Origin of the sequence: Paenibacillus wynnii (assembly GCF_000757885.1) — a bacterium.
In the GTDB taxonomy this organism is placed as follows: domain Bacteria; phylum Bacillota; class Bacilli; order Paenibacillales; family Paenibacillaceae; genus Paenibacillus_AQ; species Paenibacillus_AQ wynnii.
Map to the genome: position 1 here is coordinate 1,826,588 of NZ_JQCR01000002.1, position 12,160 is coordinate 1,838,747.

Below are 12,160 nucleotides of genomic sequence, written 5' to 3' on the forward strand. Positions count from 1 at the left end.
ATGAGAATTGGGGCAAGCTAGTTATTTCGAATGACTTGAACCCTCAGTTCACTGGAACTGAGGGTTCTCTTGTTTATGTGGCAATAAGCCTACCGGGAAACAGTATTCAAATGAGCCTCAACGAATGGGTGGGCAAGTAACACATCGTAGATCTCATCTACCGGATTATATTCAATAATCACTTTTGTAAAGAAGTCAGAATTTCAATTCCCATGACAGTTGCCGGAATTCTATAACTTGGCGACAAATTTGATAATATCACTACAGCAATTTGATTTTCCTTATCAAATCCAACATAGCTGTTATAATTCCCTGTTCCACCATTATGCCAAATAATATTATTTTCATTATCAATCATCCAGCCAGCACCAACAGCATCTATATGTATTCCCATTTTTCTATAACTTGCAGATGAAGCCTTTACTTCAGCCAATGCTTCATGTGCCATAGATAAATATTCTGGTCTTTCAAGCATATGTATCTGAACATACTGCATCATATCAGTAATGTTAGATAATATTGCACCAGCTGGCATATATGCATCTGATTCAGACCATGCCCAATAATTCTTCAAATCACCAGAACCATCTGAAATTTTTGTATTTGTAAGTCTAAAGTCTTCTATAATATAATCATTCAACAATTTCGTAAAGTCCTCACCATATATTTGTTCAAGCACAGCTCCTACGGTTGCCATGCCAAAGTTAGAATACTTATATGAATAATCAGAATCATCCATATCAATTTTTTCGAGTCTTTTAATCAGCAATTCCTCAGATATTCCATTAAAATCGTTTTCTCTATGCAAAAAGTTAGATATCATAGGCTTTTCAAAATAGTATCCTTTATATCCAGACGTGTGCGTCACTAATCTTCGAATTGTTGGATAATAATCCTTTTTTGGAAGATTTAAATACTCGTCAATAGAATCATCGAGGTTAATTCTGCCTTCACTTATTGCTTTACAAAGCAATGATGTCGTAAATGTTTTTGTAACAGATCCAATTTCATATATATGCTCTTCTGGGGATAATATAGTGCCATTCTCACCATAAACGTTGTATATCATTTGGTCGTTCTGTATAACTCCTACTGTGATGACCGCATCTTTATTATCTTTTGTTGTATGTTTAAGCATTTCTTCAAATGTCATGCTTGATAGTTTATTGATTTTATATAAACCATAAGCACAATAACCACCAAATCCAGCAGCAATAACTAAAACTATTATTAAGATAACAATCAGTATTTTCTTAATGTTCCATATGCGCTTTTTCATTACTATCCCCCTAATCCTGTATTTCACATGCATTTTCAATTGCCTTTAAAATTACTTTTCTATTAACAGGTAGCAGCGAAAACAGCATCTACATGCAATGACCTAGCTTTTACAACCTCGTCAAGAACTGCTTCAGCTGCTGCATCCTTTTCGTTATCATGCTTAATAAGGTCAAATTCAAGAAATTTGATGTGCTTTTATCGACACGGCAACCTCAGCGCTTACCGGGAACAATTCAAAGTTTCCTGCATAAGTAACAACAATAACAACATTATATATAATTATTCTTTTTCTCATAACAACTCACTCTAATTGTTTCCATTCGTTTAATCAATCCTCCTGTTCACGTTGTTCCATTTTTGCTAGATTAGACATCATTCTATGAAGCACAACTCTTGCCTTTGACATTTCATCCTCCTCAATACCCATAAATAGAGCCGCTGTAAAGGTTGCAGCTTTTACTTGTATCATTTCTGAAAACTTATATCTCTCCTCCGTCAGTCTTATTCTTTTAACCCTAGAATCCTTTTTATCCTTTTCTAGGAAAATAAATCCCTTTTGTTCAAGTTTTAAAGCTATTTGCTTTACATTTTGGTGAGAACTTCCCATTGCCTTAGCTGTTTCTTTTAAGGTTGGGGGGGTATCAAATGTGTTTTCTATGACAACCGTCAAGAACCATTGTTTAAACGTTATGTCAAATTCTTTAAGTTCCCTTTCTAGTAAAGTCTCTTTTTTATTCGCTACTATTTGTATTGATCCAAAGACAAATTTCTCGTCCTTCATCAAATCCATTTTATTCAACACATTACCTCCTTTAATTTTACGTAACACATTACTTATATAGATAATATATTACCTTATTTTAAAAAGTTCAATACATTTTCATTAAAATAAACTTCTAAATAACAGCTGCAACCGGAATGCGGGTTTTTCAGGAGAAAAGTACTAGCGACTTATTAGTGTTGATCAAATTAGGTTTAACTTCATTGTAGACAACTCGTCTACGACATTGCAGGAAATCCCGCTAGTAAAATTCTTTCGTCTATAATACGTCTACAATATTCCAAAATGGTTTTGGCACTGGTGAATAGTTTAACGATCTTATCAGGGAACACTTTCGAAGAGGTCTTATTTATATCTGTGTTCGTTTCGCCATATTTCAGCGCATTCACCAGCCAAAGCATGCATCTATGAATCCATGAAGAAATGTAAAGACCTTGGTGCTGATATCGTCTTTGTTGCCCCTGATGAAGAACCTTATCGATGGTACAAAAGTATAGGCTTCAAGCAAATATCGAAGAGTTACTGTTGGTGTAAGTCTTTTTAAGTAAAAGTAATGCTAAGACTCATATTAATATATTTTTATAATAAAGACTGTCCTGGGTTTATACTTCGTCAACCACAGGATAAAAACTAAAACATTAAACAGCCTTATTTCGATACCACATCGGACTAAGGCTATCAGGCAAATCAATAAGGTATATACCCAATGAACGCCACTATCTATTCGTTTTGCTGTTTCTCCAGCTAACATAGATATTGAGTTTGTCTCATTAACTTGTGATATTATATGACCTTTTTCATCTTCAATGTGAAACATTCGCTTTCTATTAGTCACTAATCAAACGGTAAACCAAAGCTTTGGAAATTGAATTTTCTTATTAGAGGTTTGAAGTCAATATGAAAAATAGCAAAACAGTTATTATCTATAATTTTTTATTAAAAATTATATATTTACCATATTTTTCTTTACTTTTAATGGAAGTTAATCTATCGTATTAATAGGATGCGCATCCAAACCTAAAATTTGGAGCTGATAACTTGAAACAATTACTTAAATATTTATCAATATCATTCTTATTATTAGTATTTACTATTACCAATACTTCAGTAGTTTTTGGTTCTGACAAAAGTGAAAATGGAAATGAATTAAATTCCAAAACCTATTCTGCTGAAGTTTTGGGAAGTAAATCTAGTCGCGATACTATAAAGAATACAAGTATTGTCCTAAAGGATGTACTACTTTCTCAATCGAAGGTTTCAGTAGTAGGAGATGTTTATTCAACTGGTGTCCTTAAGTCTTTTAACTTAACAGGCAAATTAACCAAAGCGGAATACCCCGGTAAATTAATAGGAGATGTAGTTGATAACACTAATAACTTTGAAGTTATTTATTTGGGAATTGAAAAAAATCCTGAGAATAATATAACCTTTTTTGGTAATAAAAAGGGGAAAGCAACTTTAAAGATATACCTACTTGAAAAAGACACAAAAAATTTAACAGTATATGAAGATACAGATATAACAAACAGAATAGAAGTGGATGCTATATTTAATAGCAATGATTATGAACTCGCTAATCATGAGAATGAATTCTGGTATGGTAAAGTTTTTAAACCGGTTTCAGCAGAAACTTCAACTGGTTTTTCTACTCTAGCGTTAGCAAGTGGACATTCAGATGCTACTCACACTCTTTCATATAACATAGGTGGTTTGATAATATATGAGGATATCACTTTACGGGCATATATTGAAGGTCCAACTGCACTTGATAATTCCGGGGGAACTTTCACTACAAAATTTTATGTCTTATCAGAAGGAACACACTCAACAGATTACCCTAGTGCGAACTCTAGTCAAACAAATTTCACTATAGGATCTGCTACACCAACCAAAATTGAGGCCTATACGGAACCGGGGGATTACTTTAGATATGTTCAATGGGATGGGAGTTATTATCAAAGCGGCAGCTTAAATTTTACAGTCAAAGTTTCTTATAAAATTCCTGGCACTTTGGTTTCATTTAGTACAGGATATACAAGTTCACAAACCTTTCCTAGCAAGTCCCTCAAAACCTTTGATAACAGTGGTACTAATAAAGCAAGAATTGCTGATGTAGAATATGCAAAGGGTATGCAATTAAAAGATGTTGGAAATACATTTGACACTATCTTTGCGGTTGGACATTATGATACTAATAAATCTAAAAAACTCAATATTAGATGGACATATGATGTATTTAATTCGCAAAACTATTTAGCATTTGGAACACAAACTAAAAATATGTACTTTTCCTATACTTCCCAATAACAGATTAATAACAGTAACAGGGTGAATATTTCCATCTTCAACCCTCTTACACTCCTATCGATAAAGACAATCAATAGAAACAGCTATTAACTAGCATAAGAGGTGATTAAATGTATTTTTTACTTATCTTAATTGTTATTTTATTTTCGATTGTTTTTATAATAAAGGATGAAAATAATCAAATACTAAAAAATCTTTCGTTATTAACAACTATTCTACCTTTAATACTTGCCATTCTTATGTTAATTTCAGTAACCTATGATTCTGGTGTTGTAGGATTTGTATATTTGGGAGTTTTTGATGTCAAAGTAATGAATGTTCCCACGATAATAAAGACGTTCACAACCATTTCACTGATATCATTAACACTCTATTTTTACTCACATACGAAACAAAAATAATCCATGGCCTTCTCCAATTTGCTTTCGGAAAAGGGATTCCTGTATGCTTCTGCAGGATCGGGAATGAGTGATTACGGCACCCAAAAGCATCCTGTGCAGTTAAATGGTTTAGCTTATCTGCCCATCGCAGATGGCCCTACTGCTCCGGAAATACGAGCCTATGAAATACGTTATGAATCGACCGATTTAGCCAAAAAGCCCTACTTCTTCGGATGGACATTAGGAGAATTCCTTCTGGCAGCCTCCCGTATGCAAGATACAGCAGGCTGGCAAAAGGATTGGAATAATGTCAGGTCCTCGAATTATACAGATGAGAATTGGGTGCAAATCTATGAGACCAGCGATGCTACTGTCCAATCCTTCTATGTAACCACTCATGGACTGTTTACCCAAAGTCTGTATAGTAACATCATCAGTGATTATTGGGGCAAGCTGGTTATTGCGCCCTGTAATGTGTATGGAGACAGCAAAGTGAGCTTCGGTAATGTGCATAGCCTATTAGGGTTAAAGCGAGCGGTGAGATAACGGGTCTAGTCGCATCGGTAACCATCGAAGCCTGGAAGGATTGTGAACTGGAGGTCCATGGACATCATCTAAAGCTTCATAAAGGAGAACAAAAGGCGCTGGTACTCCATCTGACGCGCAATGAATGAAAGTTGAAATCAGAGTCACTCAGCCAACTGCGCGTCTGATCCAACGGTTAGAACCATGCACGAAAATCGGTACATGCTTGCAGCATTGAAGAATGACTTGAACCCCCAGTTCACTAGAACTGGGGGTTCTCTTGTTTATGTGGCAATAAAGCTTACCGGGAAAGGTAGGACATTGGCTGTGAATTCTGAGTTGCTGTCCATAATGCACGTGACCTGTCGTGTTTGGCTTTAATCATTACCGCTAATAGGTTTGATTACTGCTAAATTGTAAACACACCTTATATCTATTTTCGTTCTTATGGTGTGATATCATTTTGACTTAAAAACTTCAATAAATCGTTATTAAGCTGCACAATTTCGTTGTGTGCATTATTCGCATATTCCGGCAACAGCATATCCTTCACTATTTTAGTCCGCAGCCACATCATAAAGACGAAATCCAAAATCAAATCTGGACATTTAAGTACAATTTTAAATACAGATGGATTAATGGCAACGCCGGCTTTTTGTATTGCCCTTAAATACATTTTTAAAGTGAAGGTTATTCGGTGTGCCGTTTTTCTGGTTCTAGCTGTTTTTTCGTCAATGATCTTATTTTCAAAATGTAAAGCGCCAACCAATGCAATGTCCGATATTGAATGTGTTATTAGATACGCCTTCATATCCTTATTAATGGCGTAGGGAAGCTTTGCTGTTTTAAATAATTGCGCGAGGTTTTCTACACGTTCTGTCACTAAGCCGCTGATTTCTCCAAACATAGCAGCCATTAGAGCCTTGGGTGGAAATCGGGCATACAAAATTCCCTCTTTAATCTGTCCGCCGGCACCGGGAAAAGCTGGTAAAAGTCTATCTCCAATAATATTCAGCCACGAAGAAAATCCAATTGAATTATTAGTCATTGTAACAATATTTTTGCTTTGATTGTCTTTTAGTGCTAACAACGCTGGTTCGGATTGATCGTAACGAACGGTGACGAAAATAAAATCATACACATCATCATTTCCAAGCGTATCAATGACCTTTACTTTTAAAGATTTGACCACACCTTTTTCATTATATTGCAGGCCATTTTCTTTCAATGTTTTAAATTTATTAGAACGCGCAAACATAGTAACGTCGATCCCTGCTTCAATGAATTTGATTGCGTATGCGCTCCCTATAACACCTGCACCAAAAATTAAAATTCTATTATGTTTTACTGACATATAAATCGCCCCTTTTTTGACATATGTCGATTTATCAACTAACGTCTTGTATAATTATAATCAGAACTCTTAGTTTCCCTCAATGTGTAAACCGTTTGGATTTGTTGATTATTTAACATAATCATCCTATGTGTCTATTAAAGGAGCAAACAATGGATAGACGAATACAAAAAACCAGAAACGCTATTAACGAAGCATTTATAGGACTAATGGCAGAAAAGAATTTTGAACAAATAACGATAAATGAAATTGCAGACAGGGCTGATGTACACCGCGGTACTGTTTATTTGCATTATGTGGACAAGCATGATCTTCTAGAAAAATGTATTGAGATGCATTTAAATCAATTATTTCAGAATCAGTGTCCTCCTGGTGGAGACACCGAACATTTTTCTTCAAAAGATTCTATGCTCCATATGTTCGAGTATTTAGAGCAGCATGCTTTTTTCTATTCCACCATACTAACCAATAAAGGTATCCCTGCTTTTAGAAAGCGACTACTAGATATGGCTAAGAATAGCCTGAGTGAACAAATTAATAAGAGCGGCAGCAATCAAAATATTCAAAATGAGGTACTTATACAATTTTTAGCATCAGCAGGGGTTGGTGTAATAGAATGGTGGATTACGAACTCTATGCCTTATCCCGCGAAGGATATGGTAGAAGAATTCTGGCAACTTCTAGAGCGCTTTCAGCTATGAATAACCTCATTGTGCCACCCCTCCACATAGTGAAATGAAAATGTTTCAATTAAGATGTAATATCTAAATGAACAACAAAAAAGCGCTGAGGGTTTTCTCTCATCGCTTCTTTTTAATTACTATAACCACGCTTTCTCTGGCAGAGGGTAAAGTTCAAGCACTCACTCGCCCTTATAAGCCTTATGCAATGCGGCAAGGTCGAATTTCTTCATCTGCGAAAAATCCTTCGTAACACGTGCAATTTGCTCCGGTGTTCCCTTCTCCAGCATCTCGTCCATCTCGGTCGGAACAATCTGCCACGACACACCAAACTTATCGGTCAGCCAGCCGCATTGTTCAGCCTCGGGAACTGCAGAAAGCTTCTCCCAGTAGTGATCAATCTCCTCTTGCGAATCGCATTTCACCATAAAGGAGATGGCTTCGTTGAAATTGAATTTATGATCGTGCGCGCTGTCCATTACGGTGAACCACTGCTTCTCCAGCATGAAGTCAGAGAACATAATGGTTCCTTCCTGGTCAGGCTCCGAGCCTTTAGGATAACGGGCAATCATTCCCTGCTGCGAGTTGCCAAATACCGATAAATAGTGAGTCATGGCCTCTTCCGCCTTACCACACTTATCACCGACAAACAGTAACGACGGTATAATAGCCGGCCGCTCCTCACCTTCTGGATTTGTAAGGATCAGCTGCCAGGACACGCCATATTTATCCTGAATCCAGCCGTACCGCTCACTGAATGGATACTTGTCTAGCGGCATTAAAGCTTGTCCACCTTCTGATAATTTGTTCCAGACCTCATCTATTTTCTGTGCTGCATCTTTGTCGCGTGACGGATCAAAATTAACGAAGAAAGACACTGACGGATTTAACTTAAAATACGGCCCTGCACTGATGGCCATAAACTTCTGTCCCCATATTTCAAATGAAACTTGATCACAGTCACCTGACGGGGTGTCATGAATTGTCGTAACACTCGTAACCTTGGATTCGGGGAAAACAGAAGCGTAAAAATTAGCTGCTTCTACCGCTTCTTTGTCATACCATATATGCGGCACGATTGTCTGATTCGCGTTTGTCACAAGTCATTCCTCCTCAGCTTCCCTGTCCATCCGGAAACAGTAGGCTGTATTGTGGGGCAGAGTGAAAACTGCATTTAGGTTATCCCTGCGGCGGTTCCCCTGGGACATTCACTTGAAAAGTAACGCCGAACCTGTCCTTAACAATCCCATACAAAGGGCTCCAATCCGTCTTCTGCAATGGCATGACCACTTGACCACCGTCTTCTAGTGCGGCGAAAATCTCCCGTGCAATTGCCTCTTCTGTAGGATGGATGGCAATCTGAACCGTATCACCGTCCGCCTGATGCGACGTACCCGGAAAAGTATCGGAGAACATGAGATCTGCATTACCAACCTTCAAATGCGCATGCATCACAAGAGTTTTCATCTCATCGGTCAGTGGATGATTCGGATCTTCCGGCAAATCCCCGAACGTCATGATCCCGACCACGCTCCCGCGCAGCGCTTTTTCATAAAAATCCAGAGCTTCCCTCGTGTTTCCATTAAATACAAAATACGGGTTCAAACGGATTGACATCATTTTCATCCCCTTTAGAACAAGTTGGACAATCAACTTTATTATACACAAAAATTGAAGGAAATAAACGCTTTTTTACGAACATATGAGCCCCTATATCAACCTGGCTCGGTCATCTCCAGCACCTCCTATTGAGATGTATGATGGATTGTTTGTCGAGTGGATCGTCTTTATCCGTATATGGGTTCATCAATATGATTTCGGTCAATAACTTCAGAAATGAAAAAAGACACCGGTTAAGGTGTCTTTTAGTTTACTCCATATGGAGCCGAGGCGTGGACATGCAGAGCCACAATTCGGCGGGGGTTGCTGCTGGAAATGTACGCAATAGCCGTTTAGCAAACGTTGATTTTCAGTTGTATTTCTCCAGTGTCAATCTCCATGCCATAATCCATGTTTCCGATTTCTACTTGAAATTCCTCAAGCGTCGCATCACCAACTATAATGGAATCCAGGTACTTAGTGTACACATACTCCATACCACCAACACCCCGTTCATCTAGGCCTCACGATCTTTGGAGCTCTTTTATATAGCGGTATCCTTCCAGAAATCCTATCACAAAAGTTTCCTCTTCTTCGAGATCCGGTTATGTGCTGATATGTGTTCGAGAATGTTATTTTCCAACAGATATTAAATGAACTTATGCCAAAATGGATTGTGATGAAGAAAATGAATACCTTTCAGTTCAACCCACAGTTGGAAAATCAACCTCCATACTCATCTTGGTATAACTGGTATTTTTATTTCATGCTCATATAATTAAAGTAACGACGGTCGTAATACAATTTCAGGAGATGTAACTATGTTGAGCAATGAAAAAGTAGGAACCAGGATTTCCACTCTCCGTAAAGAAAAACAATTATCGCAGGAACAATTGGCAGAACAATTAAATGTTAGTGCACAAGCAGTTTCCAAGTGGGAGACAGGTAAATCTTTGCCCGAAACAGCTACTCTTCCTTTGCTTTCTGCTGTACTGGGTCATTCGATTGACAGCATCTTGATACCTCAGCGATTGGTTGTTCTAAATGCAGTATACACAGATGGTCATGAAAGTCATGATGTTACTCATTTTGTTAACCAGTTCGTTGCCGGGAATCATCTGACATTAACTGTAAATGATCAGACTTTCCCTAATCGTATCAATAGTAAGCGAATAAAGCTGCTACTGATCAAATATCAGATACCTTCGGGGACTTATATGACTTTTGTTTTGCAGGATCGCCTATTAATGCTTGATCTTACTATTGAGGGCTACATGGCACAGCCAAAAGAACTGGAATTTGTCTATGCTTCATACGGCAATGAACAGACGAATCGAAATGTTTTAGGCAAAATGAGACATTATCAATATTTTAAGTGGGAGCAGTTCACCGCCAATCACGAACTGTTCCCAAGCCTTATCGACAACCACGGAGACGATTACCTTTTGCTGGTTTATGTAAATGCCACAGGTATACATGCAATGAGCTGCCCGGAAGGAGACAGAATTCATTATACCCCCGACCGAACCCATTTTTTTAGAAGCAATGCCTTGAATGATCACTATATTGTCAAGAACATAGGACGTCTGGGTTTTGGTCAAGGAATGGATTGTTCCTGGGCAGGTGCTCTTTATCTTTCACTAAAAACCATGGGACATGAGACAACCTATGAAACGGTGATGGGTGTTTCCGGAGCGTGCTGGAGAATCGCTTTTACCCCTGTTTGGGATTATAGCTCTGCTGATGCACTTGTAGCTTATGACTATGCCAGCCTGGCATTCAAAGCATACGGACTTCAGGCTAGCTGGGCAGACCGCATTACACCAGAGCAACGTAAATTAGAGATGAAGATGGTTATGGCCAGCATAAAAAAACATCAATTGCCAATAGCTATCAACCTTCGAGTTGCTCCCGAGTGGGGAGTGATTACGGGCTATTTGGATGGCGGAAATACTTTGCTATGCCGAAGCTATTTTGACGAAGAAACCTTTGAAGAGCTTAAAGACAACCCTGAATTCCAGGAGCACATGAAAATGAGCAAGGGGTATCTGAATGTGGATCAATGGCCCTACCTCCTCATTCGTTTTGACGGCGAACCGGTTAAGCCATCCGCTCTGGATAGTCTTTATGCTTCGCTTCAAACCAAAGTGGACTCCATGAACGCCCAAGAACATAGTGAATATAAACTGGGATATCATGCCTTGCAAGAATGGCAAGAAGGATTGCTGGACGATCAGTGGTATCAACATGCGGACGATCAGGATTTTTCCCGGAGGCTCGGCGTCAATCACTTCTGCATAATGGCTCTGACCGATGCTAGAAGAAGTGCGGTAGTTTACTTAATCGATTCCTGCTTATCCATGGGAACATCCGCCACCACCGAATATTTAAGCCAAATGACAGCTGTCTACGAAGAAATGTATTCTCAACTTCAAAACTTCCAAAACAGTCTGACCGCCCCAAATTCTGTGGCAACCTTTAGTTCCCCCAAACAAGCTTGGACAAAGGAACAACGACAGCTGCAGGCCGATTTATTGCAATCTATCATTTCCCTGGAGCATCGTGGAGATGAGTTAGCCAAGAGAATCTTGGAAGTTAGAGAAAATCAATAAGAGATCTAGGGAGGAGCTGTCATCTCAGCTCCTTTTTTTGTCAATATAGGTACTCCAACCTTGGTGGATAGCATTCCCCAGGTGATCACAGGTTGCTTCGCGGCGCCCCTGTCTTCACATAGCCTCAGTGAAACTCACTGTATCATTAACAGCAAGCCTCAAAAACCGTGTCATAACAGGCTTATTTACCACTACGTATAGCCCAAAACAGCCGCTAAAATGAAAAAAGACACCATTTAAGGTGTCTTCACTGATACTCCATATGGAGCCGAGGGGAGTCGAACCCCTGTCCGAAGATAACGGCACATAAGCTTCTACGAGTGTAGTCACAGTTTTGATGTCACCCGAGTATCGCCCCGTAACCGGCTATACGTTGGGTCAGCCTGATTATCTTCTTCAGCTCACCCCAGGCGGAGATGAGACAGCGTATTCCACTATTAGTTAGCCCCTAGCCCTGTCACATGGACGATGCAGAGTAGAAGCACGCACACAGTTTCTTAGGCTGCGAAAGCGTAGTTTGTTTGTGTTTTGCCGTTTAATAGGCTTTAGCGTTGATGAAGCGGACGCGTCCCCACTACTCGCTACTCATGCTCGAACTACCCCCGTCGAATCCAAGAACGGCCCCTCATTAAAAGGGCTTC

Annotated in this window: 10 protein-coding genes and 1 other RNA gene; 4 read left to right on the forward strand and 7 right to left on the reverse strand. The window is 38.9% G+C overall.

The annotated features are described in order from the left end of the window. Positions 1-178 precede the first annotated feature (178 nt). Positions 179-1,279: a serine hydrolase domain-containing protein gene (locus PWYN_RS10665; protein WP_036651254.1), complete on the reverse strand. Its 1,101-nt coding sequence runs from the start codon at positions 1,277-1,279 to the stop codon at positions 179-181. A 330-nt stretch (positions 1,280-1,609) separates the two neighbouring features. Continuing rightward, positions 1,610-2,080 (reverse strand): helix-turn-helix domain-containing protein, encoded by a 471-nt coding sequence (locus PWYN_RS10670; protein ID WP_205622742.1) that lies wholly within the window; start codon positions 2,078-2,080, stop codon positions 1,610-1,612. Positions 2,081-3,100: 1,020 nt separating this feature from the next. Between PWYN_RS10670 and PWYN_RS10675 the strand changes: the two genes are divergently transcribed. Together PWYN_RS10675 and PWYN_RS10685 are read left to right on the forward strand one after the other, a co-directional pair. Beyond that, the gene (locus tag PWYN_RS10675; RefSeq protein WP_036651258.1) at positions 3,101-4,369 is read left to right on the forward strand and encodes a hypothetical protein; all 1,269 of its coding nucleotides are present in this window, start codon (positions 3,101-3,103) and stop codon (positions 4,367-4,369) included. Positions 4,370-4,833: 464 nt separating this feature from the next. Then, positions 4,834-5,295, forward strand: a complete 462-nt coding sequence (locus PWYN_RS10685; protein WP_157261135.1) for a hypothetical protein — start codon at positions 4,834-4,836, stop codon at positions 5,293-5,295. Positions 5,296-5,719: 424 nt separating this feature from the next. On the opposite strand, the gene PWYN_RS10690 is transcribed toward PWYN_RS10685, so the two are convergent. Next, the gene (locus tag PWYN_RS10690) at positions 5,720-6,628 is read right to left on the reverse strand and encodes a ketopantoate reductase family protein (RefSeq protein ID WP_036651267.1); all 909 of its coding nucleotides are present in this window, start codon (positions 6,626-6,628) and stop codon (positions 5,720-5,722) included. Between the two features lie 152 nt (positions 6,629-6,780). On the opposite strand from PWYN_RS10690, the gene PWYN_RS10695 reads away from it, so the two are divergent. Continuing rightward, positions 6,781-7,329, forward strand: coding sequence for a TetR/AcrR family transcriptional regulator (locus tag PWYN_RS10695; RefSeq protein ID WP_036651269.1), 549 nt, complete (start codon positions 6,781-6,783; stop codon positions 7,327-7,329). Between the two features lie 161 nt (positions 7,330-7,490). On the opposite strand, the gene PWYN_RS10700 is transcribed toward PWYN_RS10695, so the two are convergent. The 3 genes from PWYN_RS10700 to PWYN_RS29220 all read right to left on the reverse strand — a co-directional run bounded on the left by PWYN_RS10700 (position 7,491) and on the right by PWYN_RS29220 (position 9,404). Further along, entirely contained in the window at positions 7,491-8,408 is a 918-nt protein-coding gene (locus PWYN_RS10700; RefSeq protein WP_036651273.1) for a VOC family protein, read from the reverse strand. Between the two features lie 79 nt (positions 8,409-8,487). Next, positions 8,488-8,925 (reverse strand): VOC family protein, encoded by a 438-nt coding sequence (locus PWYN_RS10705; RefSeq protein WP_036651277.1) that lies wholly within the window; start codon positions 8,923-8,925, stop codon positions 8,488-8,490. 335 nt (positions 8,926-9,260) lie between these two features. Beyond that, entirely contained in the window at positions 9,261-9,404 is a 144-nt protein-coding gene (locus PWYN_RS29220; RefSeq protein ID WP_157261136.1) for a hypothetical protein, read from the reverse strand. 324 nt (positions 9,405-9,728) lie between these two features. Here PWYN_RS29220 and PWYN_RS28020 point away from each other — a divergent pair, with 324 nt between their 5' ends. Continuing rightward, the gene (locus tag PWYN_RS28020; RefSeq protein WP_052087892.1) at positions 9,729-11,519 is read left to right on the forward strand and encodes a helix-turn-helix domain-containing protein; all 1,791 of its coding nucleotides are present in this window, start codon (positions 9,729-9,731) and stop codon (positions 11,517-11,519) included. 260 nt (positions 11,520-11,779) lie between these two features. Here the strand turns inward: PWYN_RS28020 and ssrA are convergent. Continuing rightward, positions 11,780-12,144: a transfer-messenger RNA gene (ssrA, locus tag PWYN_RS28670) on the reverse strand. Positions 12,145-12,160: the final 16 nt, after the last annotated feature.

Coding starts and splice junctions, on each gene's coding strand:
- PWYN_RS10665 (WP_036651254.1), bottom strand. CDS start 1,279: ATGAAAAAGCGCATATGGAACATTAAGAAAATACTGATTGTTATCTTA.
- PWYN_RS10685 (WP_157261135.1), top strand. CDS start 4,834: ATGAGTGATTACGGCACCCAAAAGCATCCTGTGCAGTTAAATGGTTTA.
- PWYN_RS10690 (WP_036651267.1), bottom strand. CDS start 6,628: ATGTCAGTAAAACATAATAGAATTTTAATTTTTGGTGCAGGTGTTATA.
- PWYN_RS10695 (WP_036651269.1), top strand. CDS start 6,781: ATGGATAGACGAATACAAAAAACCAGAAACGCTATTAACGAAGCATTT.
- PWYN_RS10705 (WP_036651277.1), bottom strand. CDS start 8,925: ATGTCAATCCGTTTGAACCCGTATTTTGTATTTAATGGAAACACGAGG.
- PWYN_RS29220 (WP_157261136.1), bottom strand. CDS start 9,404: ATGGAGTATGTGTACACTAAGTACCTGGATTCCATTATAGTTGGTGAT.
- PWYN_RS28020 (WP_052087892.1), top strand. CDS start 9,729: ATGTTGAGCAATGAAAAAGTAGGAACCAGGATTTCCACTCTCCGTAAA.